Source organism: Nakamurella sp. UYEF19, assembly GCF_040546275.1.
In the GTDB taxonomy this organism is placed as follows: Bacteria; Actinomycetota; Actinomycetes; order Mycobacteriales; family Nakamurellaceae; genus Nakamurella.
In genome coordinates this window covers 67,225-90,028 of the sequence record NZ_JBEPNO010000012.1, presented here as the reverse complement: position 1 = coordinate 90,028, position 22,804 = coordinate 67,225, and the positions used below count along the sequence as shown (strand labels likewise).

The 22,804-nt window shown below is 67.7% G+C and carries 19 protein-coding genes and 1 pseudogene; 8 read left to right on the top strand and 12 right to left on the bottom strand.

Translation table 11 applies throughout. The annotated features are described in order from the left end of the window. Positions 1–159 precede the first annotated feature (159 nt). Positions 160–852 (bottom strand): annotated as a pseudogene (locus ABIB25_RS16925) (glycosyltransferase family 2 protein); the annotation flags it as partial. A 436-nt stretch (positions 853–1,288) separates the two neighbouring features. On the opposite strand from ABIB25_RS16925, the gene ABIB25_RS16920 reads away from it, so the two are divergent. Together ABIB25_RS16920 and ABIB25_RS16915 are read left to right on the top strand one after the other, a co-directional pair. After that, complete coding sequence (locus ABIB25_RS16920; RefSeq protein ID WP_354529652.1) at positions 1,289–2,365, top strand: GDSL-type esterase/lipase family protein; 1,077 nt, start codon at positions 1,289–1,291, stop codon at positions 2,363–2,365. Further along, positions 2,349–4,937 (top strand): glycosyltransferase, encoded by a 2,589-nt coding sequence (locus ABIB25_RS16915; protein WP_354529651.1) that lies wholly within the window; start codon positions 2,349–2,351, stop codon positions 4,935–4,937. Before ABIB25_RS16920 ends, ABIB25_RS16915 begins: the two co-directional genes overlap by 17 nt. Before the next feature lie 18 nt (positions 4,938–4,955). Here ABIB25_RS16915 and ABIB25_RS16910 read toward each other — a convergent pair whose 3' ends face one another. Beyond that, the gene (locus ABIB25_RS16910; protein WP_354529650.1) at positions 4,956–6,011 is read right to left on the bottom strand and encodes a PASTA domain-containing protein; all 1,056 of its coding nucleotides are present in this window, start codon (positions 6,009–6,011) and stop codon (positions 4,956–4,958) included. After that, the gene (locus ABIB25_RS16905) at positions 6,008–6,508 is read right to left on the bottom strand and encodes an RNA polymerase sigma factor (RefSeq protein WP_354529649.1); all 501 of its coding nucleotides are present in this window, start codon (positions 6,506–6,508) and stop codon (positions 6,008–6,010) included. The genes ABIB25_RS16910 and ABIB25_RS16905 overlap by 4 nt, the downstream gene beginning before the upstream one ends. 223 nt (positions 6,509–6,731) lie before the next feature. Between ABIB25_RS16905 and ABIB25_RS16900 the strand changes: the two genes are divergently transcribed. Continuing rightward, positions 6,732–6,950 (top strand): YdeI/OmpD-associated family protein, encoded by a 219-nt coding sequence (locus tag ABIB25_RS16900; RefSeq protein ID WP_354529648.1) that lies wholly within the window; start codon positions 6,732–6,734, stop codon positions 6,948–6,950. Between the two features lie 18 nt (positions 6,951–6,968). Here the strand turns inward: ABIB25_RS16900 and ABIB25_RS16895 are convergent, their stop codons facing one another. After that, complete coding sequence (locus ABIB25_RS16895) at positions 6,969–8,183, bottom strand: RNA polymerase sigma factor (RefSeq protein ID WP_354529647.1); 1,215 nt, start codon at positions 8,181–8,183, stop codon at positions 6,969–6,971. A 62-nt stretch (positions 8,184–8,245) separates the two neighbouring features. Continuing rightward, positions 8,246–8,602, bottom strand: a complete 357-nt coding sequence (locus ABIB25_RS16890; protein WP_354529646.1) for a YciI family protein — start codon at positions 8,600–8,602, stop codon at positions 8,246–8,248. A 375-nt stretch (positions 8,603–8,977) separates the two neighbouring features. On the opposite strand from ABIB25_RS16890, the gene ABIB25_RS16885 reads away from it, so the two are divergent. The 3 genes from ABIB25_RS16885 to ABIB25_RS16875 all read left to right on the top strand — a co-directional run bounded on the left by ABIB25_RS16885 (position 8,978) and on the right by ABIB25_RS16875 (position 12,760). After that, positions 8,978–10,939 carry a DEAD/DEAH box helicase gene (locus tag ABIB25_RS16885; RefSeq protein ID WP_354529645.1) on the top strand — a complete coding sequence of 654 codons (1,962 nt, stop codon included), beginning with the start codon at positions 8,978–8,980 and terminating at the stop codon, positions 10,937–10,939. Positions 10,940–11,095: 156 nt separating this feature from the next. Further along, the gene (locus ABIB25_RS16880; RefSeq protein ID WP_354529644.1) at positions 11,096–12,163 is read left to right on the top strand and encodes a D-2-hydroxyacid dehydrogenase; all 1,068 of its coding nucleotides are present in this window, start codon (positions 11,096–11,098) and stop codon (positions 12,161–12,163) included. A 141-nt stretch (positions 12,164–12,304) separates the two neighbouring features. Beyond that, on the top strand, positions 12,305–12,760 hold the full coding sequence (locus ABIB25_RS16875; protein ID WP_354529643.1) for a tellurite resistance TerB family protein: 456 nt from the start codon (positions 12,305–12,307) through the stop codon (positions 12,758–12,760). A 52-nt stretch (positions 12,761–12,812) separates the two neighbouring features. On the opposite strand, the gene ABIB25_RS16870 is transcribed toward ABIB25_RS16875, so the two are convergent. The 6 genes from ABIB25_RS16870 to ABIB25_RS16845 all read right to left on the bottom strand — a co-directional run bounded on the left by ABIB25_RS16870 (position 12,813) and on the right by ABIB25_RS16845 (position 18,462). Continuing rightward, positions 12,813–13,871 carry an Rv2578c family radical SAM protein gene (locus ABIB25_RS16870; protein WP_354529642.1) on the bottom strand — a complete coding sequence of 353 codons (1,059 nt, stop codon included), beginning with the start codon at positions 13,869–13,871 and terminating at the stop codon, positions 12,813–12,815. Positions 13,872–13,951: 80 nt separating this feature from the next. After that, on the bottom strand, positions 13,952–14,395 hold the full coding sequence (locus tag ABIB25_RS16865) for a VOC family protein (RefSeq protein ID WP_354529641.1): 444 nt from the start codon (positions 14,393–14,395) through the stop codon (positions 13,952–13,954). A 61-nt stretch (positions 14,396–14,456) separates the two neighbouring features. Further along, positions 14,457–15,821 (bottom strand): sialidase family protein, encoded by a 1,365-nt coding sequence (locus tag ABIB25_RS16860; protein WP_354529640.1) that lies wholly within the window; start codon positions 15,819–15,821, stop codon positions 14,457–14,459. After that, entirely contained in the window at positions 15,818–16,336 is a 519-nt protein-coding gene (locus tag ABIB25_RS16855) for an RNA polymerase sigma factor (protein WP_354529639.1), read from the bottom strand. Before ABIB25_RS16855 ends, ABIB25_RS16860 begins: the two co-directional genes overlap by 4 nt. Positions 16,337–16,415: 79 nt before the next feature. Next, a complete protein-coding gene (gene hisS / locus ABIB25_RS16850; protein WP_354529725.1) occupies positions 16,416–17,687 on the bottom strand; it encodes a histidine--tRNA ligase in 1,272 nt (423 codons plus the stop codon). Between the two features lie 97 nt (positions 17,688–17,784). Then, the gene (locus ABIB25_RS16845; protein WP_354529638.1) at positions 17,785–18,462 is read right to left on the bottom strand and encodes an MBL fold metallo-hydrolase; all 678 of its coding nucleotides are present in this window, start codon (positions 18,460–18,462) and stop codon (positions 17,785–17,787) included. Between the two features lie 186 nt (positions 18,463–18,648). Between ABIB25_RS16845 and ABIB25_RS16840 the strand changes: the two genes are divergently transcribed. Then, positions 18,649–19,587: a peptidylprolyl isomerase gene (locus tag ABIB25_RS16840; protein WP_354529636.1), complete on the top strand. Its 939-nt coding sequence runs from the start codon at positions 18,649–18,651 to the stop codon at positions 19,585–19,587. Between the two features lie 283 nt (positions 19,588–19,870). Here the strand turns inward: ABIB25_RS16840 and ABIB25_RS16835 are convergent, their stop codons facing one another. After that, the gene (locus ABIB25_RS16835; protein WP_354529635.1) at positions 19,871–22,120 is read right to left on the bottom strand and encodes a RelA/SpoT family protein; all 2,250 of its coding nucleotides are present in this window, start codon (positions 22,118–22,120) and stop codon (positions 19,871–19,873) included. On the opposite strand from ABIB25_RS16835, the gene ABIB25_RS16830 reads away from it, so the two are divergent. Beyond that, positions 22,101–22,787 (top strand): hypothetical protein, encoded by a 687-nt coding sequence (locus ABIB25_RS16830; RefSeq protein WP_354529634.1) that lies wholly within the window; start codon positions 22,101–22,103, stop codon positions 22,785–22,787. The two genes, ABIB25_RS16835 and ABIB25_RS16830, sit on opposite strands and share 20 nt — an antisense overlap. Positions 22,788–22,804: the final 17 nt, after the last annotated feature.

Here is a 22,804-nt window from a genome sequence, read left to right as displayed (position 1 = left end):
CGCCGCCTCGGGCAGTCCCCCGTGCAACGCGGCGACGGGATGCTCCACCAGCAAGGGCTTCTGCTCTACCGGCGCCGAGACGCGGTGCACCACATCGACCTTCGCATCAGGGACGGGCATGGGATGGGCGGTGATGACGACCGCCGAAGGTAGCGCCTGGGGGTGACGCTCGGAACGCACCCTGACCAGGATCTGCAGGCAGCGGACGCCGTCCTTCCACGAGATCTTCTTCCCTTCGACCATCGAACGACCGTTGTAGGAGATCGGGACCTCGTAGGGCCGGATTCCGGCGCGGAGGAGGCGCGCCGTCAGTTCGGTATCCAGCCCGAATCCGTCCTCGGAGAGACGGAGGGCCCGGAAGTCGTCGACGGGCAGCAGCTTCAGGCAGGTATGCATGTCCGTCAAGCAGGAGTCGAAGAGCAGGTTGGCGGCGAGGGTCGTCATCCGGCCTCCCATCGCGAATCGGAAGGAGGTGAACCTGGTGTTCATGCCGAAGACCCTGGTCCCGAAGACGTGGTCGGACTTGCCCTCGATCACCGGGGCGAGCATTGCGGATATATCGTTCGGGGAATATTCGAGATCGGCATCCAGCACGATCAGGTGCGTGCCGGTGGCTCGTTCCACACCGGTGCAGACCGCCGCACCCTTGCCCTGATTGCGACGGTGGCGGATCAGAATCAGCCCGCGCTTGTCAAACGTCTCCAATATCTGGCCGGTGGCGTCGTTGCTGCCGTCGTCGACGACGATCAGCTCTACCGGGCAGGGATAGTCGACGGCGAGTACTCTTTCGATCGCGGAGCGAATAGTCCGACCTTCATTGAAGACTGGCATCACAATGGACAACGACGCCATGAGGGCTCCCCGTGAAATCACAAAACTTACACGCCATTGGTACGGACAGTGACCGTCGGCGTCCACCGATCGTGTCGAATGGGACGGTAGCACCCGTTCGGGTGCTTGCACCACAGTCCATCGTCACGTTGTGTGATGCGCCACAGGCTCGGTTCAACGCCTCATCTCACCCAGGTAACGGGCCGGCGTCCAACGGGTGAACAGATTTTCGGGATCCGGGCGTGTCGGGCTCGATCACCGGCCGGTGCACCAGGAATTGAGTGGTTTGCGGATACGGATAAACACGCAGAGTGGGCGTGGGTCACTGATATCCACTGCAGAACGAATCGATTCTCTTTTGCCTGGAGTTGGTAGTATCCCGATTCGTCGGGCCCGAGCGAACAACTGATTCGCGGCAGCGGATCACACTGACGGTCAGACTGGGGAGGATTCTGCGTTGAGGATCAGGAATCATCGGCACCGACGCAGAATTTCGGTCGTCACCGGGGCTCTGCTCGTCGCCATCGCCATCGCCATCGCAGCGTGTACGACCCAGTCGTCCACGAGCGGGTCCGCGACGAGTTCCCCGGCCGAGTCGTCCTCAGGCGACTCGTCCCAAGGCGACTCGTCCCAAGGCAACTCCGCCTCGACCGACCCCGCCCCGACAGCCGCATCCTCGGGCACCTCACCAGGAACATCGGGCACCCCGACCAGGAGCGCCACGGTTGGCCCCGACGACAAGTACTACGTCTCGATCGGCGACTCCTACGCAGCCGGCTACCAGCCGTCCGGCCCCGACGACGGCGGAACCACCAGCAACGGGTTCGCCTACCAGCTCGCGACCCGGTCCCGCAGCACGAGCACACCACTGCAACTCGTCAACTTCGCCTGCTCGGGGGTGACCTCGACAGCGCTGGTCACCACCAAGGGTTGCGAGGCCGGTGCTCTCGGTCCAGGGGCGCCCTCCTACGCCGGCCGTACCCAGGCCGCCGCGGCCATCGAGTTCCTCTCGACGCAGCGGAGTCGGATCGGTCTGGTCACCGTCGTCATCGGCGGCAACGATGTCAAGGACTGCGTGACCGCAGCCAGCCCGCAGAAGTGCATCGAGGGTGCGATCCCTGTCCTGCGGCGCAATCTCGAGCCATTGCTGGCCGCCATCCGCACGGCGGTCGGATCTGCGGTCCCGATCGTCGGCCTGACCTATCCGGACGTATTCCTCGGCGACGCGCTGAAGGGCACCAGCGCCTCCATCACCTTGGCGGAGCGTTCGCTCCTGTTGTTCAAGGACTACCTGAACCCGGCGCTGAACCTGCTCTATGCCGCGCACGGTGCCACTTTCCTGGACATCACCGCCGCCACCGGCGCCTACGGCGACGTCACCCAGAGGGTCGAAGTGGCGCCGTACGGCAGCATCCCGCGTCCGATCGCCCAGATCTGCACGCTGACCTTCTACTGCCAGTACGGCGACATCCATCCTCGCACCGTCGGCTACCAGTTGATCGCGGAGAGCATCAGCCATGTCGTATTCAAGTAGAGCGCCCTCCAGTACTGCGCGTTCCAGTACTGCGCCTTCCAGTAGAGCCGCCCGCGGCGTCGTCCTGGTGACACCGGGCTTCCCGCCGTCGCGGGGGGGTGTGGAGGAGCACACCGGCCGGCTCGCCGCCGAGTTCGTGGCAGCTGGCCTTCCGGTGCAGGTGCTGACCTCCCGGCGCTCCACAGCCAAAGCTGCCGCCGAGGCCGCCATCGAGCGCCGAGATGGCATGGTGGTGAACACCTTTCCGGCCTGGCGCACGAGCATCATGTCGGTTTCGCCTCGCCTTTTGCTCGCAGCGGTGAAGTCGGCGCGGACGGCCGGTGTGCTGCATGTGCACAGCTATCACGCGATGAATGCCGCCGCCTTGTTGGGACGGGGCCGGAATGCCCATGTGGTGTTCACCCCGCACTACCACGGAGCCGGCCACACGACCGCTGCCCGGGCGCTGCATGTGTTCTACCGGTACCTGGGACGGTCGATGTTTCGCGCCGCCGACATCGTGATCTGCGTGTCCGAAGCGGAAAGAGACGCCGTGGTCGCAGATTTCCCGTTCGTGGCGAGTCGAATCCAGGTCATCCCGAACGGGATCGACACCCGGGCGCTGTCGACGGCGGCGCCATTCGACGGTGAACCACCCACCGTTCTCAGCATCGGCCGACTGGAGGAATACAAGGGCGTGGCTGGTCTGCTCCGCGCCTTCGGCTCCGTGCCCCACCCGGCACAACTCGTGATCGTCGGCGAAGGCTCGCAACGTGAGTCCCTCGAGAAGCTCTGCTCCGAAATCGGTCTCGCGGACCGCGTCCGATTCCTTGGATTCATCGACACACCCGAGATGCACCGCTGGCTCAGCACCGCCGGGGTGCTCGTGTCGTTGTCCGAGCACGAAGCGTTCGGCATGGTGCCGCTGGAGGCCGCCGGCGCCGGGGCCAGGGTCGTTCTCTCCGACATCCCCGCCCACCGCGAGATCGCCCGCCTGTTCCTGGGCGCCGCCGCCGTCCTCGTCCCCGGTCGCGACGAGGCCGCAGTGAGCGATGCGATCCGGGCCCAGCTGAGACCCGGACCTCGCGTCGACCTCGAACTCCCCGACTGGGTCGACGTTGCCCGGCGCACCATCGAGATCTACGACCGCGAGCCATCACTCCCTCGTACGACAGGACAGATGAAGATGAAGTCGTCGCGTCGCAGGTCGCCCCAGATCACCCCTCCGATGCCGCACAGTCGTCGGATCGGTCTACTCGACAGTGCCTGGCAGGGCCACTGGACCGCCATCGCGATGGCACCGGTGGAGGTCCCGTCCGCTGACGAACTGCGCGAGCGGATGCTGCGGTACATCCAGGAGAACCCGTCGGCGCAGTTCGCCGGGGTGATCAGTGCCGACAACCGCCGCTGGGTACCGGTTCCGGCCGACGAACGCGAGCAGTACGTCCGACGGATCATCGTCCAGGGCGACGATCCGGATCTCGCTTGCATGACAGATCACATCGACCGTCACCGGCCGGCGCTGGACTCCCGACTGCCTCTGGTAGTCCTGGGCAAGGCGTCCATCGTCCTGTTCCACAGCCACATGTTCGGGGATGCCTCCTCGTTCTCCCAACTCGTCCTGAACCTCGCCATCGGGGATCTCGACTCCGTGGTGACGATGGAACCACGAGCCGACATGGCCTTGGCCGTCAAGGCTCTGCTCGGCCAGCCACGCTCCAGCTACCGAGCCTGGGCGGACATTGCGCTGCGGCCCTTCCGAGGTCAGGCGGCGGAGACCGGTCCGCCGGCACCGGTCGCGCACGTTCCTTCGACTCCGCCCAGCGTCGCCTTCGCCGAGTCCGTTCTCAGCAACGGCACCCTCCGCGAACTGACCCGCTGGCGGAACACCCACTTCCGCGGGGTCTCGCTCACCTCCATCCTGACCGCCTCGACGTATTGCGCGTTGGCCCGCGAAGGCATTCCGATGAGCGGAACCGGCTACTACAGCCTCTTCGACCTGCGTCGGTACCTCCCGTCGGGTGCCGCCCGATTCGGCAACCTGGCCAAGAGCGTGCACCTGGAGGCCGACATGACGGATCCGAGATCGATCGGCGACGCGATGGACGCCGTCATCGCATCCGCTCGGGTCATCCCGGCCACCATGATCGGTGCGCTCGCCACGGCCCTCCGACGTGGATCCCACCGGGATGCAACAGATTCCGCCGGTCCGGTGACCCTCTCGTTCGTGTCGATGCCGACCTTGCCGGGTCTGGCCGAAGTACCGTGGACCGGCGCCGGCCCGAAGCGCTACTGCGGCGTCGGCTTTCCGGTCGGACGGCTCGGCATGAGCGTGTTCGCCATCAGACTCCGTGACCACATGGAGATCAGCGCGACCTTCGACGGCTCCGTCGTCGACCCCACTGCCGTCCGACGGGCCATGAATTCGCTGTGCGATCCGGAGGTGCTGGTGCAGCTGTCGGGGCCGCTACCCGCCGCGGCGACCCGGCTCGCGGCCACCCGGCTCGCTGCCACCCGGCTCGCTGCCACCCGGCTCGCTGCCACCCGCGGCCTGGCGCCCGTCACGACGCCGGAAGTTGTCGCCCAGCAGTAGATCTGCCTCGGTCCGGTCTCATCTCGGCGGTGCCGCTCCCCAGGCAGTGATCGTGATGGGGGTGTCGAAGGCGACCGGTGCCCCAGTGAAATTCGGCGAGATCGAGACGAAGGTGAACGGTACGGCCGGCGCGATGGCCGGCGTCTTCACGATCAACTTGGCGTTGGTGAACCCGAGATCTCGCATCGTGGCCTGGATCTGGTCGACCGTGGTGACACCGACCTGGAACTCCGGGATGACGACCTGCCGCTTGGCGTAGACGATCACGGTGATCAGCACAGTCTTCTCCACCGTCGATTTCGCGGCGGGGGTCTGGTGTCCGCGGAGGAGCGAAGCGCGGGTGCTCTGGTCGACGACCCTCGCGGACCCGGCGGGGATCGTGCCGATGACGCCAGGATCCGTGGTTTCGGAGGTCAAGAGGCGAAGCGAGCCCCGTTTCCCGGTCCACCCGGCAGCATTCAGCGCCTGCTCCGCCTGGGTCGGCGTCAGGCCCGACACATCGGGCACGGTGAACAGATTGTTCTTGGATACCTGCATCCTGATCGGCGTCCCGGCCTGGACCCAGGCTCCGGGTGCGATGTCTGCGAGGGCGATGACCTCGCCCGCCGGTCGCGTGCTGTCCACTGTCTGGCGGATCGCGGTGAGGCCATGGCTCCTCAGCTCCGCAGCCGCCTGGTCGAAGGATTTTCCGACCAGATTCGTCGGCACCGAGGTGAAGGCAGGGGATGGCTTTTCGGGCGATGTCACGATCGGCGACGTCGACTCTCGGCCAGCGGGCGTCGGCGCCTGAATCGCACTGGCTGATGACGACACGCCGACCGTCGGTGTGGGTGTCGCAGCGATCGGGTTGTCGGAATGCCTCACCACGATCACCGTTGCCACCACCGCGATGACTGCGGCCGCCGCCCCGGTGATCGCCGGCGCGAGCCAGCGACGAAGCCGACGCACCGGCCGGCCTTGCGTCTGCGCAAGATCGTCCGGCCGGAGCGGCGGGACAGGCGTGGTGTCCGGCACCTCCGCCAGCGCGGCGCTCGAAAGGACCCGACGCAACCGGTCTTCCAGTGGCTCGTTCATCTGGTGTCTCCCAACGCTTGTTCCAGACGATCCATCGCGCGGCTTGCCGTGGACTTGACGGTTCCGATCGAGACTCCGAGGGTCTGCGCCACTTCGGCCAGCGAGAGCTCGGACCAGTAGCGCAGGACGACGACCTCCCGCTGACGACGCGGCAGTGCCTCGACGGCGGCCCGCAGTTCCTGATCGCGGATGTCCGTCATCAGTGCGTGATCGGCACCGGGCGGGTCCGGCGGATGGAGATCACGCAGATGTTTGCCGGCGGTCCGCCGGCGCCGGAGGACGGACCGCGAGTTGTTCACCACGGCCGTCCGCAGATATCCCCTGGCCGCGCCGGGATCGTCCAGGGCCTCGACACGACGCCAGAAGCCGATGAACGCGTCCTGCACGGCATCCTCGGCCGCCAGCCGATCACTGGTCAGCAGCACCGCCAACCGCAGCAACGAGTGGTAGCTGTCCTGGTAGAGCTGTTGCCAGACCGGTCCCGCGTCGATCGTCACCACATCCGCCCGCTTCCCTCGCGAGGGCTTGTCTCCCGCTGCCCTCACCATCTTGACGGGCTCTTCGCCAGAAGGTTGACCTGGAACCGCCACCGAAATACCGGTGGCAGGACACCGGTCCCCCCACATCGGTCGACGACACCTGGTGGCCGAACAGTCACGGATCGATCCGCGAGGCGCAGAATAGGACGACACCTTCCCGAAGACGTGAGGAGTCAGAGAAATGATCACCACCACCGGCATTGCCGTTCCCGAGGACATGGTCGCCGCCCTGCAGCAGGACCCGACCGCGCTGTCCACCTTCGAGGCCCTGCGGGCCGACGACCAACGGGCATACGTGAACTGGCTGGCCAAGCCCGGTGCGTCATCCCGTCAGGAAAGACTGGGCGAACTGGCCGCGCACGTGCTCAATCACAAGCACCATTCCCCGGCAGCCGACTGATCCGACCGGCGATGGGAGCTACTGATCCGGCGGGCTGATCCGCGCGGCGAAGTAGTCCCGCTGGGCCCCCGTTCCGGCGCGATCCCGCGCCGACAACCACTCACCCCTGGCCTCCCCGCTGCGGCCCAGCCGCTCGAGCATCTGCGCCCGGGCGGCCGGGGCGTACGGCGAGCGGTCCAGCAGTCCGCTGGCCAGCACTCCGTCAAGATCGGCGAGGCCCACGGCAGGCCCGGAGAGGTGTGACAGCGCAACACATCTGCCGAGCGCGAACCCCGGTGACGGGTCGAGCGTCAGCAGACGTCCGTACAGGTCGACGACACGGCCCCAGTCAGTTTCGGCGAAGGACGTCGCCGTCGAGCACTCGGCAGCGATCGCGGCTTGCAGAATCATCGGATCCTCCGTTGCTCCGCCTGCTGTCGCTACCTCCGCTGCCCGCACGGCCATTGTCAGCAGGCTTGTTCCGGCGCGGACTAGGGCACGATCCCAACGGGAGCGATCGGCGTCCGCCAACAGCACCTGCTCCCCCGTGTCGTCGAACCGGCCGCCGGCTCGAGCTCTGGTCAGCAGGATCAGGGCCAGCAGGGCGGTCAACGACGGACTGCCGGGCCGCAGGGCATGCAGCACGCCGGCCAGGTACTGCGCGCGGTCGGCGAGGTCCTCGTCCATCAACTCGGCGCCGTCCGCGCAGGTGTGCCCGAGGATGAAAGCCAGATGGATGACCCTCGCAACCGCCGGGAGTCGCAGGTCGACCGTGGCATCGTCCGGCAGGTCGAGCAACGGTCCGCCCCTGACCAGCCTCGCCTTCGCCCGGGTCAATCTGGCGGCCATCGACGCCGTATTGATGCCGAACCCGGCGGCCACCGCGGCCGTGGAGACGCCGCAGGCCAGTCGCAGCGTCAGCGCCACCTGATCGTCCTGCGACAGGCGCGCATCGCAGCAGAGCACCACCATTCGAAGTTCGTCGTCCCCGACGACAGCGGCTTCGGCGATCACGTCCGCCCCTGCGCTGACGCCCGACCACCCGCCGGCCATCCTGACCAGCGATCGCCGGGCCACCTGAGCCCGGCGGACCCGATCGACGGCCCGCCGCCTGGCCGCCGTGATCAACCAGGCCTCCATCGAGGTCGGCACTCCGGTGGTCGGCCAGCTCTGCAGGGCCAGCAGGAATGCGTCCGCCGTCGACTCCTGGGCGATGTCCAGATCGCGCACGGTCCGCAGGGTGGCCGCCAGCACCCGGCCGGACAGTTCCCGGCGGGCGGCGGCGGCCGCTGCAGCGACCTCGGTGGGGAGGGCGCTCAGCCCATGTCCCAGATGGGTCGGAGCTCGATGTACCCGAACGGCGCCGGGCAGAGCTTGGCCAGCTCGAGCGCCTGCGCGTCATCGGCCGCCTCGACGAGGTAGTAGCCGCCGATGACCTCCTTCGCCTCCGGCGAGGGGTTGTCGACCGCACTCACGTGATCGGTCCGGGTGCCACGGAGGAAGGTCGCCGTCGCCGTTGGCTGCAGCGCCTCACCGGAGACCACGGACGCACCGGCCGCCTTGACCGCCTGCGTGAAATCGCCGTGGGCCTGCATGATCTCGTCAAAATTGGCTTGGCCCCCTTCGGCGTAGGCGGCCTCGGACTCGACGATGGAGAAGAGGTACTTGGGCATGTGCTGCTCCTTGTTCTGCTTGCGGGACGGGTGCTCCACCCGGACCCTGTCTGATCAAGACGTACCGATGCGGGAGAATTCGACAGCTCCATCGGACTTGTTGCCACTGACGGCAGCCGACAAGTACTGCGTGCGGTTTCACTCGTCGCCTCCGAGACTTCTGGGTAACCGTGCGGATGTCTGCGGTAGCTGTGCGCCAACTCACCAGCCCGCACCGCCACCGCACCTGATAAGATCATCATTGTTCTTGGAGTGTGTCGCGCGCTCTCGACGGTGGAAGTTTCGCCGGGATGTCACATCAATCGATGGCTGCGACCGGAACCCCTGCCAACCGGGCGGGTTCCCGAAGCTCCTGCCTCGAAGTGATTGGCCCCCATGGCACCCGTTGCTGCCCCTGCCCCGACTACTGAATCGATTCTGAAGCTTGATTCCGAGCTGACTGCCGGATTCGACCTCGACGAAACAGAAGACGCCGGCGAGTCCGACTTCGCCGCTCGCGATCTCGCCGACACCGATCTCGCCGACACCGAACTCGAGGACGAAGCCCCCGGGTTCGGCTTCGAGAACCTCAATCTCCCGACGGCGCTGCTGCGCGCCGTCGCCAAGCTCGGCTTCACCACGCCGTCCGAGATCCAGGAGCAGGCCATCCCGGCCCTGCTCGGCGGTCGCGACATCACCGGCGTGGCGCAGACCGGCACGGGCAAGACGGCCGCCTTCGGCCTGCCGCTGCTGGCAGCCATCGATCCGTCACTCCGTCAGGTCCAGGCCCTGGTCCTGACCCCGACCCGCGAGCTGGCCATGCAGGTGGCCGAGGCCATCAGCACCTTCGCCGAGTTCATGCCGAAGCTCACTGTCGTCCCCGTCTACGGCGGCTCCAGCTTCCTGCCCCAGAAGCAGGCACTGAAGATGGGCGCGCAGGTCGTCGTCGGTACCCCCGGCCGCATCATCGACCACCTCGAGCGCGGCACCCTCGACCTGACGGGGATCCGCTTCCTCGTCCTGGACGAGGCCGACGAGATGCTCCGCATGGGCTTCGCCGAAGATGTCGACCGCATCCTGCAGGACGCACCGAAAGACCGCCAGACGGCGTTGTTCTCGGCGACCATGCCTTCCGCGATCCGCAATGTGGCCAACCGCCACATGAACTCCCCGGTCGACATCACCGTCGCGAAGAAGGCCGGCAACACGGTCAGCATCCGGCAGACCTACGCCGTGGTGCCGTTCCGCGAGAAGGTCGACGCGCTGGCTCGCATCCTGCAGGTCAGCGAGGGCGACGCCACCATCGTCTTCGTCCGCACCAAGGGCGCCTGCGACGAGGTCGGCGCCGAGCTGATCGCCCGCGGAGTGTCGGCCGCCGCCATCAACGGTGACGTCCCGCAGAAGGAACGCGAGCGGATCATCGAGCGCCTGCGCTCCGGCAAGCTCGACGTCCTGGTCGCCACCGATGTCGCGGCCCGCGGGCTGGACGTCGATCGAATCGACCTGGTCGTCAACTTCGACGCCCCCGGCGAGGTCGAGTCGTACACGCACCGCATCGGCCGTACCGGTCGCGCGGGTCGCAGCGGCGAGGCCCTGACCTTCTTCACCCCCCGCGAGATGGGCCGTCTGCGGCTGATCGAGCGCTACACGAAGACCACGCTGCAGCAGATCACCCCGCCGTCGCAGTCCGACGTCGCCGCCCACAAGGCGGGCAAGGTGCTCACCGACGCCGCCGAGCGGCTGGCCGTCGGCCGCCTGGACCACTATCGCCAGGCCGTCGCCACCTTCCTGTCCGAGCAGGACCTCACCGCCGCCGAACTGGCTGCGACCCTGCTGGCCCTGGCCGCCGGTGACACCGGCGTCGTCGCCCCGAAGCAGTCGACGGCGTCCTTCGCCGCCGAGCGCCCGGAGCGCGGCGGCGAGTACGCCGCCCGTCGTGGCGATCCGCGAAGCAGCGGTCGTGACGACTTCACCAACTCGCGCGCCGAGACCAACCGTCCGGACCGTCCGCGCAAGCGCGACGCCGTCCCGGCCGGCCCCCGCTACCGCGTCGCGGTGGGTCACGCCCACGGTGTGCGTCCGGCCGGCATCGTCGGTGCGATCACTGCGGAGGGTGGCCTGACGGGCCGCGACCTCGGTCGCATCGACATCTTCGACACCTACTCGCTGGTCGAGATCGGCGGGCACATCTCCCCCGCCGCCTTCGGTCGCATCTCCGCGGCGAAGGTCAGCGGGCAGTCGCTGAAGATCCAGCTCGACAACACCCCGCACACCGCCGGTGGCGCCAGCTCCGGCCCCCGTCGCTCGGGCCCCGGCCACGAACGTCCGGCCCGCACCGGTTATCGCGCCGCTCACTGACCCGCCGGACCGTTGCGTCCTGGGACCGGACCGTTACGTCCTGCAAAGTGCTCGCCATAGCGATCGCTTTGCAGGACGTCCGCTCCGCAGAGACCCCGATGAGAGACCCCCGATGCGCCGCAAGGCGTGCCGGGGGTCTTTCGTATTGTCTTCGGTGTGTCCCTACCCTCCCGCCCCGCCACTACCGTCACCGTCGTGCTGGCCACCCCGCTGGCCCCCGACCTCCGGCACCTGATCACCGACGCCGACCCCCGCGTCGAGTTGCTGGTGGACGACGAACTCCTTCCACCACAACGGTATCCGGGTGACCACGGCGGAGACCCCGACTACCGGCGGACGCCGGCGCAGCAGGCCGCGTTCGACGCGCTGCTGGCCAGGGCCGACGTGCTCTACGGCATCCCGGACGTCGACGCCGCGCTACTGGCGGACGCGGTGGCTGCCAACCCGAAGCTCCGCTGGGTGCAGACGATGGCCGCTGGCGGCGGGGCCAGCGTGCAGGCCGCCAACCTTTCCGCGCCGGACCTGGATCGGGTGATCTTCACCACCTCCGCGGGGGTGCACGGTGGCACCCTCGCGGAGTTCGCCGTCTTCGCTGTGTTGGCCGCCGCCAAGGACCTTCACCGGCTGCAGGCGCTGCAGCGTGCCCACGAGTGGCCGGAGCGATGGGCCATGAACCAGGTCGGCGAGCAGACCGTCCTCATTGTCGGGCTGGGCGGCATCGGCGGCGAGACCGCCCGCCTGCTCAAGTGTTTCGGGGCCACGGTGCTCGGTGTCAAGCGGACCGTCGGTCCGGTCGACCACGTCGACGAGGTGCATGCGATCGACGCTCTGCCCCAACTGGTGGGTAGGGCCGACGCCATCGTCTTCACGCTCCCCGGCACCGAGGCGACCGCGGGACTCTACGACGCGGCCCTGATCGCGGCCACCAAGCCGGGGGCGGTGATCGTGAACGTGGGACGCGGCACCGTGATCGACGAACCCGCCCTGATCGACGGTCTGACCACCGGCCCGCTCGGCTCGGCCTACCTCGACGTGACAGCCGTCGAGCCGCTGCCGGCCGACTCGCCGCTCTGGGACCTGCCGAATGTCGTCCTCGCGCCCCATACAGCCGCGTTGAACGACAAGGAGGACCAGCGGATCGCCGAACTGTTTGCCAAGAACATGAAGCTGTTCCTCGCCGGCGAACGGTTGCTCAACGTGGTCGAACCGGGAGAGTTCTACTGACCGACCGCGGTCCGGATCAGCGATCCCCTAGGTTGGGACGGACAACGGCCAGGAACTGATCAGCAGGGCCGACCGTTGAACGAGGGCACCGCCGGACCGGCGAGGTGCATGCGAGCAGTTCTCTTCACTGGAGGAAACACGATGGCATTCTGGGATTCGCTCAAGTCCAAGACCCAGGAGATGAACAGTTCCCTGAAGCTCAAGGCCGGGCAGTTCAAGAACAAGGAGTTCGCGGCCGGTTCGATGGCCATGTGCGCGTTGATCGCAGCGGCGGACGGCACCATCGACCCGACGGAACGCCAGAAGACCGCCGGCCTGATCGTGGCCAACGACGTGCTCTCCATCTTCCCGCCGGCCGAGTTGCAGGAGAAGTTCAACTTCTACTGCGACAAGCTGACCCGCGACTACGACTTCGGCAAGGTCGAGGCCATCGCCACCATCGGGAAGCTCAAGTCCAAGCCCGAGCAGGCCAGGGCCGTCATCCAGATCGGCATCATCATCGGCGGGGCCGACGGCAATTTCGACGAGCACGAGCGGACCACCGTCCGCGATGCCTGCTACGCCGTCGGGATCGCCCCGACCGAATTCGACCTGTAGAGGTCCGGCCCAGCTCACCGGCCACCTTCGGCCGTCGGACGGTTCTGTGCGGTCAGAACAGGGATTGCTGGTCGACGGCCGGCGTGGCCGGTGCCGGCAGGCTCCCGGCTGGGAACGACGCGCCCGGGTCGCCCGGTAGCCCCCGCAGGGTCGGCGGATCGCCCTTGTCCAGGCCGAACTCGGCGCGCACGGCCCGGAACCGCTCCGACAGCATCTTCCGGAACCCGGGGGCTGCGCTGGAGCCGCGTGCGTACAGGCGCTCGTAGATCGGCACCAACTCCGGCCGAGTCCGCGCCAGCCAAGGGAAGAACCATTCCCTGGCCCCGGGACGCAGGTGCAGGACCACCGCGCTGACCCCGGTGACGCCCGCGTCGGCCAGCTTCCCGACCAGGTCCCTGAGCTGCTCGGTGCTGTCCGTCAGGTGCGGTAGCAACGGCGCCACGAGGACCCCGCACGGCAGGCCGGCGTCGGTGATCCGCCTGATGAGATCCAGCCGAGCCTTCGGTGTCGGAGTGCCCGGCTCGAGCAGTGCCTGCAGCTCCGGATCGAGCAGGGCCAGCGAGATGCCCAGCCCGACCGGCACCCGCTCTTGGGCCGCCGTCAGCAGCGGGAGGTCCCGGGACAGCACGGTGCCTTTGGTGAGGATGGAGAACGGCGTGCCGCTGTCGACGAGGGCGTCGATGATCCCCGGCATCAGGCGGTAGCGACCCTCGGCCCGCTGGTAGGGGTCGGTGTTCGTCCCCATCGCGACGTGCTCTCGCGCCCAGTTCTTGCGTGCCAGCTCACGCCGGAGCACCTGTGCCACATTGAGTTTCACGACGATCTGGGTATCGAAGTCGTGACCGGTATCGAAGTCGAGGTAGGAATGCGTGCCGCGGGCGAAGCAGTAGACGCAGCCGTGCGTGCACCCCCGATATGGATTGATGGTCCACGGGAACGGCATCGGCGAAGTGCTCGGCACGCGGTTCAGCGCGGACTTCGAATGCACCTCGTGGAAGGTCACCCCGGCGAACTCCGGTGTCCGCACCGTTCGGACCAATCCGGCCATCCGCCCGAGCCCGGGGAGTGCCGACTCGTCATCCGCGTCGAGCGTCTGGCTGTTCCATCGCATAGTTCATTCGAACATACGTTTGACCAACGGGCAACCTGTTTGCACGACCTGCATCGACGACCACGCCCGCAACGGCCTGGTCAGTCCAGGCAGAACTCGTTGCCCTCAGGGTCCTGCATGACCACGAAGCCTGTCTCCATCCGCCCGTCCGGATCGACCCGGCGCACACGCGTCGCGCCGAACCCGAGCAGCCGGTCCGCCTCGGCCTCCAGAGCGGCCATCCGTTCGTCACCCGCGATGCCGGGAGCCGTTCGTACATCGAGGTGGACACGGTTCTTGGCCGCCTTCCCTTCCGGTACCCGCTGGAAGAACAACCGGGGGCCGGACGCACCGTCGGGCGGCGTGGCAGCCGAGCGGCTGTTGCGCTCCTTCGCGTCGACGCCCCAGGCATCGAGCGCGGCATCCCAGCTGTCGAAACCGGCCGGCGGCGGTTGCACCTGATAGCCGAGCAGCTCGCACCAGAACCCTGCCAGCGCCGCAGGGTCCGCGCAGTCGAACGTCACCTGAACTTCTCGAATGTTCATGGCGGGGAACTTACCGACGGACACCGACAGCCCTGTTGCCTGAAGGTGGCGGGACGACGTCTCAGGCGGCGGGAAACACGATGGTGCGCCAGCTGACGCCGTCGGTGCTGACCCGGATCAGTCCCGGGCCGTTCAGCACGAGTGTGGCACCCGAGTCCCAGGCCAGACCCCAAGCGGAGGCCTCCGTCATCGGCCGATAGGTCAGTCCAGCATCGGCACTGAGCAGGGGTGGGTTGGTCTCGCCGAACAGGATGAACGAGCCGTCCGGTCGGACCAACAGCTGACCCAGTGCGGCTCGCGGCTGAGCCTGGCCATGGGCCTTCCAGGTCTGTGACCACGTCGACCCGTTGTCGCTGCTGCGGTACAGGGCGAGCAGTCCGTTCTTCACCCCCTCGAGTTGGCCGTTGACGAGGGCGTACAGGTACCTGCCGTTCCCGGAGATCGTCGTCCCGAAGGTGCCGGCCGGGAACTGTCCCAACTCGGTCATGGTCCAGGTCCGGCCCCCGTCTTTCGTCACCGCCACCGACTCATGGCCATCTGCAGACGTGCCGGTGACCCAGATGCTGCCGTCCGGCCGCGGCGGGTCGACCTGGGCGACGGTCAGCGGCGGTTGATCGGCCAACACCGACGGGCGTCCGGTTGCCGTGGACCACACCGCCACCCTGCGATCGCAGACGTCGATGCCCTGCTCTACGACCTGACATTGCAGGAACAATCGCTCGTTCACCCCTGCGCCCGTCACCACCGCTGTGGCGTACGCCGGTACCGACGCCCAGGTGGCGCCGGAGTCACCGCTGAACCAGGTCGGGCCGGCCGATCCGATACCTTCGCCGGCCACGAGCACACTGGTTCGGTCGAGGGCGACCACCCCGACGCTGCTGGGGCCTTGGGGACTGCGGTCCGGGACCGGGGACTTCAGCCGGGTCCAGGTCCGTCCGTCCGTAGTTCGAAGAAGTTGGGTGCGGCAGAGTGTTTCGGTGCAGTTCTTGCGGAGGGCGTAGCCATGGGTGGAGTCGATGAAACTGATGCCGGCGACATACCAGTCGTTGGAACTGACCGGAACGGCCGGGTAGGCGATGTCCCACGGGCCGAGCAACGTCGTCGTCGGTGCCACGACGGGCGCCGACGTCACCGTCCCGCGCGTCGTCGTGGTCCTTGCGGCGGTGCGGGGCGGGAGGACCGATTGGCTTGCCGAGACAGTCGGGGTCTGCGGCACCGCCGGCGTCGCGTCACGGTGCCGGCCGCCCACCCAGATCGGCAGCGCGACCGCGACCAGCAACACCACGGCAAACACCGCGCTCTGGGCCCGGCGCCGGGTCCGGCGCCCTTCCGCCCGGTCGATGAGTTCCTGGACCGGAGGTCGCGGCGGTGCCGACAGGAGGTAACCACGGCGAAGGCGGCCGAAGTCCAGATCGTCCTCGTTCATGTCAGGCCCTCCTCGGTGACGGTCGCGAACTGATCGCTCGGCAGGTCCAGATCCAGTCGTAGTTGAGCCCGCCCGCGGGACAATCTGGATTTCACCGTTCCGACCGGGACATGAAGGGCGGCAGCCACTTCTTCGAGCGGAAGGTCGGCCAGGTGGTGCAGTACCACCACCGTGCGCTGGTCGGCTGGCAAGGAATCGACGGCACGATGCAGGTCGATCAGGTCAGCTGTGTCCAAGCCGGACTCGCCCTCGAGCGGGTCGGCGGCCCCGGCGAACGGGCGGCGCATCGCCCGCCGGCGGGCGCGCCGCCGGGCGACATTGAGCGCTACCGTGCACAGCCACGCCTCGGGCTTGTCGAGCCGGGCCAATTTGTCCCGAGCGGCCCAACCCCGGACGAAGGCCTCGTGCACGACGTCCTGGGCCTCCGGCAGATCCCGGGTGAAGGCCAGCGCAATCATCAGAAGCCGGTCCCGCGAGGATCGGTAGAGCTCGTCGAACCACGCTCGATCCGCCACCTCTGTCCCCTTCCCGGGTTCGACCCTCTCCCCACATGAGTCACCGCGGTCGCGAAAGGTTCCCGAACTCCGAGACCGGCTACCGGAGGAGGATCTGCGCCACCGCTGCACCGACGTCCATCAGCGCCACCGGCTGCTGGTCGCCGGAGAGGAGGTCCTTGACCATGATGGTGCCCTGCTCGAGGTCCCGGTCCCCCAGCACCAGCGCCACCCGGGCACCCGAGGCATCGGCGGACTTCATGGCCGCCTTCAGACCACGCCCGCCGTAGGCGCGGTCGACCCGGATGCCGGCGGACCGGAGTTGCCCGGCGATCACCGCGAGCTCCCGGGAGGCAGCGGCACCCATCGGTACCCCGTAGACCTCGCACCGCGCCTCGTCGCCGACCGTCAGGCCCTCGGCCTTCGCAGCCAGCACCGTCCGGTCGACGCCGAGCCCGAAACCGATGCCGGACAACGCTTGTCCACCGAGTTCGGCCATCAGCCCGTCGTAGCGACCGCCGCCGCCCATGCCTGATTGCGCGCCGAGTCCCGGGTGCACGAACTCGAAGGTCGTCCGCGTGTAGTAATCCAGGCCACGAACCATCCGCGGGTTGATCACATAGGGCACGGCCAGCCTGTCCAGGATCGCCAGCACCTCCCGGAAGTGCTCGCCGGACTCGACCGAGAGGTGGTCGAGCATCAGCGGCGCGTCGACCAGCATGGCCTGGACTTCCGGACGCTTGTCGTCGAGCACGCGGAGCGGGTTCAACGCGGCACGCTGCCGCGTGGCCTCGTCCAGCGGGAGGTCCGCCAGGAAGGCCTGGAGCTTCTCCCGGTAGGCCGGACGGTCCCCGGAGTCGCCGAGCGACGTCAGCTCCAGCCGGTAGCCGGTCAGACCCACCGAACGAAAGGCCTCGTGCCCGACGGCGATGACCTCGGCGTCCAGAGCAGGATCATCGGACCCGATCGCCTCGATGCCCACCTGCTGCAGCTGCCGGTAGCGACCGGCCTGTGGTCGTTCGTACCGGAAGAACGGCCCCGAGTAGACCAGTTTGACGGGCAGCGAACCGCGGTCGAGGCCGTGCTCGATCACCGCGCGCATGACGCCGGCGGTGCCCTCGGGCCGGAGGGTCACCGAACGGTCACCACGGTCGGCGAACGTGTACATCTCCTTCGAGACGACGTCGGTCGATTCGCCGACGCCGCGGGTGAACAGCGCGGTGTCCTCGAAGATCGGCAGTTCGATGGGTGAGTAGCCGGCGCGGTCGGCCGCTGCCACCAACCGATCGCGGACGGCGACGAACGTCCGAGAGGCCGGTGGCACGTAGTCGGGCACGCCCTTGGGCGCGGTGAGAGCGTTCTTGACTGCCATCTTCGTCATCCGTCGTTTCTTCGGTGGCGGCCCGTTCGCGGGCCCCGGTTGTTCGGTGCCGGCCGGTCAGCTGTGCGGCCGGCCGTTTGCCGTCCGGTCAGCTGAGCGCCAGGCCGGTCAGGAAGGGGTTGGTGCGGCGTTCGTCGCCGATGGTGCTGGTGGGCCCGTGACCCGGCAGCACGACGGCGTCGTCGGCGCGGGTCAGCAGATGTCGCTCGATGGAGATCATCAGCTGGTCGGTCGAGCCACCGGGCAGGTCGGTCCGACCCACCGACCCGGCGAACAGGGTGTCGCCGGTGAGCAGGACCTCGGGGCGGCCATCGGCGGCGGCGAACCGATAGGTCACGCAGCCACCGGTATGGCCCGGGGTGTGATCCACCGCCATGGTGAGGCCCGCCAGCTGGAGTTCGTCGACGCTGGTCAGGCTGGTCACGGTGTCGGGGCGCAGACCGGTGAGGTCAAAATCAACCAGCATCACCCTCGCCTGGGGGGACAGGCCGGCCAGCGGATCGTCGAGCATGAACTCGTCGGCGCCGTGCAGGTAGGCCGGGATGTCCAGGCTCGCGCAGATCTGCGCCGCCGAGGCGGTGTGATCGAGATGACCGTGTGTCAGCAGCACAGCGACCGGCCTCATCCGGTGCTCGGCCAGGACCGCGGTCAGCTGCTCGAAGGCGTCCTGGCCTGGGTCGACCACCAGCGCGTCGCCGCCGCGGTCGGTACCGATGACGTAGCAGTTGGCCTGGAACGACCCAGCTGGAAACCCTGCGATGAACACCGCTCCACCCTAACGCGGCTGCTCAACGGCTTTGCCCGTGGTGGGCGGGAGGCATTTTCCGCTGGTGGTGCAGCCACGCACAGCCGGTTCACATCGGTTTGCGCCAGAGCCCTGTCTGCGCGTCACCTAGACTCACCCGCCGGGGCCTGTCACGTTCGACCAGGCTGACGTGAACTTCGCAGGAGGATGACAGTGCCGAGCAACCAGCAGCGACGCGAAGCAGCCAAGCGGAAGCTTGAGCGCCAACTCGTCCGCCGCCAGGAGCGGGAGCAGAGCCGTCGCCAGCGCCTGATCGTCATCGGTGTCGTCGCCACGGTCCTCGTGGTGGCTGGCGGTATCTGGTACTTCACCAGTCGGAACACCGACAACACCGCGACCGGCAACACCGACAGCGGCACGACGACGCCGACCGTGTCCAGTAGCGCGGCCGTGCCGAAGACGCCGTGCACGTACACGACCGCCGGCAAGGCCGCCAAGGCGGTCAAGGCGCCGACCAACCTGTCCCCCGCGAACACGGGCACCCTGGCCGCCACCATCAACGTGAACGGCCAGAAGGTAGACGTCACCCTCGACCGCGCGGCCGCTCCCTGCACCGTCAACTCGTTCGCCTCCCTGGCCTCGCAGGGCTTCTACGACAACTCCCCGTGCTGGCGCCTGACCGGCAATTCGGCCCTCGACATCCTGCAGTGCGGCGACCCGTCCGGGGTCGGCAACGGCGGGCCTGGCTACACCTTCGCCGACGAGCTGACCAAGACGAAGACCTATCCCAAGGGCACCATCGCGATGGCGAACTCCGGTCAGAACACCAACGGATCGCAGTTCTTCATCGTCTACAAGGACTCGACGCTGTCGCCCAACTACACCGTGTTCGGCAAGGTCTCCGACGCCGGCATGGCCGTGGTCGAGGCGATCGCCGCCCAGGGCGTGAAGAACAACGCCCAGGACGGCGCACCGGTCGGCAAAGCCGTCATCGACTCCGTGACGGTCCCGTCCGACGCCCTGACCGCCACCGGGACGTACGTGACGTCCTCCAGCGCGGGCGCGCCCGAGACGGCGGTCGTCGGGTCTGGTGCCACCGCCCCCGCAACAGCTGCCACTGCTCCGGTGACTGCTGCCACCAAGTAGCACCGCCGGGCGCACGGTATCGACCAACCCCGCCGCCCGGCGGGTCAGGACCGGGACAGACGTTGCGCGTCCTGGTGCGCATACAGGCCAGGTGGGCATTCATGCCTTGCCGGCGCATACCGGACTGCCCGGCGCATACCGAAGTGACCGAATGTGCACCAAAACGGCCTATTTCGGTCACTTCGGTATGCGCCGGGCGATTGTGGGTCCGCAACGGACCGGAGCACCCGTCTGGACAGGGACCGGAGTGGCGGACTTGGCGCCGAGCGGCCCCGGCCGGGCGTCAGGCGCTGGTGACCCTGTAGACGTCGTAGACGCCCTCGACACCGCGGACGGTCCGTAGCAGGTGCCCCAGGTGTTTGGGGTCGGCCATCTCGAATGAGAATCTCGAGATCGCCATTCTGTCCTTCGACATGGACAGATTGGCAGACAGGATGTTGACCTTCTCATCGGCCAAGGTTTTGGTGATGTCGGACAGCAAACGATGGCGGTCCAGCGCCTCAACCTGAATGGTGACCAGGAAAACGGATGCCGAATTCGGATCCCAGCTGACGTCCACAAGACGGGCGGATTCGGCCCGTAGCGCATCGGCATTCGTGCAATCGACGCGATGCACCGATACCGCCCCACCCTTGGTGATGAATCCGAGGATCTTGTCCCCGGGCACCGGGGTGCAGCAGCGTGCGAGTTTCAGTTGGATATCGGAAATTCCCTTGACGAGGACGCCGACGTCGGTGGTCGGCCGTGGTCGTCGCGCGACCGACGGAACGGAACGTTCGGCGATCGCGTCGCCGGCCTCCTCTGCCCCGCCGAGAATCGACACAACCTTGGCGACAACAGTTTTCGCAGATACGTGATTCTCACCGACGGCCGCGTACAGGGCAGCGATGTCCTTGAATCCGAGATCGTGCCCGGCTGCGGCAAGGGCATCGTGGGAGATCAGCCGCTGCACCGGGAGTCCTTCGCGGCGGGCAGCCTTGGTAATCGCTTCCTTACCGAGATCGACGGCCTCTTCCCGCCGCTCCTTGGCGAAATGCTGACGGATCTTCGTCTTTGCCCGGGACGACACCACGAAGTTCAGCCAGTCCCGACTCGGTCCGGCGCCGGCAGCTTTCGAGGTGAAGATCTCGATGATCTGACCATTGGTCAGCGTGCGTTCCAATGCGACGAGTCGACCGTCGACCTTTGCGCCGATACATCGATTTCCGACCTCGGTGTGCACCGCGTACGCAAAATCCACTGGCGTGGAACCCGCCGGGAGGGTATGGATATCGCCCTTCGGCGTGAACACGAATATATCGTTCGAGGCGATCTCGTACCGCAGGTTGTCCAGGAATTCGCCGGCGTCGCCGGCCTCCCGCTGCCAGTCGAGCAACTGACGCATCCAGGCCATCTCGTCGACCGAGGCCCCGGCGCCGGTATGCGTCCCCTTCGTCTCCTTGTACCGCCAGTGCGATGCAATCCCGTATTCGGCGGTGTGGTGCATCTCGAGCGTGCGGATCTGGACCTCGAGCGGCTTTCCCTGCGGTCCGATGACGGTGGTGTGCAGCGACTGGTAGACGCCGTACCTCGGCTGGGCGATGTAGTCCTTGAACCGGCCGGGCATCGGCGCCCACATGGCATGGACGACACCCATCACGGCATAGCACTCCCGGACCGTACTGACCAGGATCCGGACGGCGACGAGGTCGTGGATCTCGTCGAATTCACGACCCCTCACCTGCATCTTCTGGTAGATGGAGTAGTAGTGCTTGCCGCGACCGACCACCTCGGCCGGGATCTTGGCCGCACCGAGCTCGGCATTCAGCTCCTCGGTCACCGCCGCAAGGTAGGTGTCACGCGAAGGGGCACGATCGGCGACCAGCCGCACGATCTCGTCGTACCGCTTCGAGTGCAGGATCGCGAACGCCAGATCCTCGAGCTCCCACTTGACGGTCGCCATGCCGAGACGGTGGGCCAGCGGGGCCAGGACCTCCAGGGTCTCCTTCGCCTTGCGAGCCTGCTTGTCCGGCGCGAGGAAACGCATGGTCCGCATGTTGTGCAGACGGTCGGCCAACTTGATGACCAGCACCCGGGGGTCCTGCGCCATCGCGATGATCATCTTGCGGATGGTTTCAGCCTCGGCTGCATCGCCGAAGTGGACCTTGTCGAGCTTGGTGACGCCGTCGACGAGGTGCGCGACCTCCTCGGAGAAATCGCTCTTGACCATGTCTAGCGTGTAGTCGGTGTCCTCGACCGTGTCGTGCAGCAGCGCGGCGACCAGCGTCGTGGTGTCCATGCCCAGGTCCGCAAGGATCGTCGCGACCGCGAGTGGATGGGTGATGTACGGGTCGCCCGACTTGCGGAACTGCTCGCGGTGCGCCACCTCGGCGACCTCGTAGGCGTGCTGGATGACCTTCAGGTCGGCCTTCGGGTGTAGCGATCGATGAACGGCGAACAAGGGCTCCAGCACGGTACGGCCGGTCGCAGCCGGGGTGCGCTGGCCGCTCATACGGCGCGTCAGCCGGGACCGCATGCGTCTCGTGGCCGACATCGCCTGTGGTGGACTGTCCGGTGACGGATCGACCTCGTCGGCCACCTTCACCGGCACGGCTCCCGGGCGCGGCCGGGTCGCTGCCGACACGATGGGCCCGGTTGGCGGGGCCTTCGCCACGGGCGCGTGCGTCGACGATCGCGCGACGACCGACCCGGATGCAGCAGTCCGGACGACCGGGGTTGCCGAGGTCAGCGCCGAGCCGGACGGTGAGGTGGTCCGCGACGGACCTGCCGCGGTCTCCGACCCCAGCGCCGTCACCTCCGACCGCGTCGCGATGGCCCGCGACGGCGCGGCCGTGGTCTCCGACGGCGCGGCCGTGGTCTCCGACGGCGCGGCCGTGGTCTCCGACTGCGCTGCTGGCTGCCCCGGGGGCGTCGCGACGGTCTTCGACCGCGCAGCGGCCGTCGGGGCAGAACGCGGCGGCACCAGGGGCGCCGGTGCGGGTTTCGGGGCGGGTGCCCGCGACGCAGCACCTGCGAGTTCGGGAGGGGGAGACTCGGTTTCGACGACGTCGAGCGTCGTAGCATCAGTCGCCGCGCCGTCAGGCCATGCCCTCCGGATCGGCGGGACCACCGCAAGCGCGGGCGCGGGGTGGCCCGGCTTCGGGGTTTCCACCGGTTCGGAACTCATCGGGACACCCCCCTCGAACGGACCCGTCGGATGAACGAGAACCTTGTCGAG

Bases quoted from the DNA above. Each gene is read 5' to 3' on its own strand.
- ABIB25_RS16915 (WP_354529651.1), top strand. From the start codon at position 2,349: ATGTCGTATTCAAGTAGAGCGCCCTCCAGTACTGCGCGTTCCAGTACT.
- ABIB25_RS16910 (WP_354529650.1), bottom strand. From the start codon at position 6,011: ATGAACGAGCCACTGGAAGACCGGTTGCGTCGGGTCCTTTCGAGCGCC.
- ABIB25_RS16900 (WP_354529648.1), top strand. From the start codon at position 6,732: ATGATCACCACCACCGGCATTGCCGTTCCCGAGGACATGGTCGCCGCC.
- ABIB25_RS16890 (WP_354529646.1), bottom strand. From the start codon at position 8,602: ATGCCCAAGTACCTCTTCTCCATCGTCGAGTCCGAGGCCGCCTACGCC.
- ABIB25_RS16885 (WP_354529645.1), top strand. From the start codon at position 8,978: ATGGCACCCGTTGCTGCCCCTGCCCCGACTACTGAATCGATTCTGAAG.
- ABIB25_RS16875 (WP_354529643.1), top strand. From the start codon at position 12,305: ATGGCATTCTGGGATTCGCTCAAGTCCAAGACCCAGGAGATGAACAGT.
- ABIB25_RS16870 (WP_354529642.1), bottom strand. From the start codon at position 13,871: ATGCGATGGAACAGCCAGACGCTCGACGCGGATGACGAGTCGGCACTC.
- ABIB25_RS16865 (WP_354529641.1), bottom strand. From the start codon at position 14,395: ATGAACATTCGAGAAGTTCAGGTGACGTTCGACTGCGCGGACCCTGCG.
- ABIB25_RS16860 (WP_354529640.1), bottom strand. From the start codon at position 15,821: ATGAACGAGGACGATCTGGACTTCGGCCGCCTTCGCCGTGGTTACCTC.
- hisS (WP_354529725.1), bottom strand. From the start codon at position 17,687: ATGGCAGTCAAGAACGCTCTCACCGCGCCCAAGGGCGTGCCCGACTAC.
- ABIB25_RS16840 (WP_354529636.1), top strand. From the start codon at position 18,649: ATGACAGTGCCGAGCAACCAGCAGCGACGCGAAGCAGCCAAGCGGAAG.
- ABIB25_RS16830 (WP_354529634.1), top strand. From the start codon at position 22,101: ATGCGTCTCGTGGCCGACATCGCCTGTGGTGGACTGTCCGGTGACGGA.
- ABIB25_RS16835 (WP_354529635.1), bottom strand. From the start codon at position 22,120: ATGTCGGCCACGAGACGCATGCGGTCCCGGCTGACGCGCCGTATGAGC.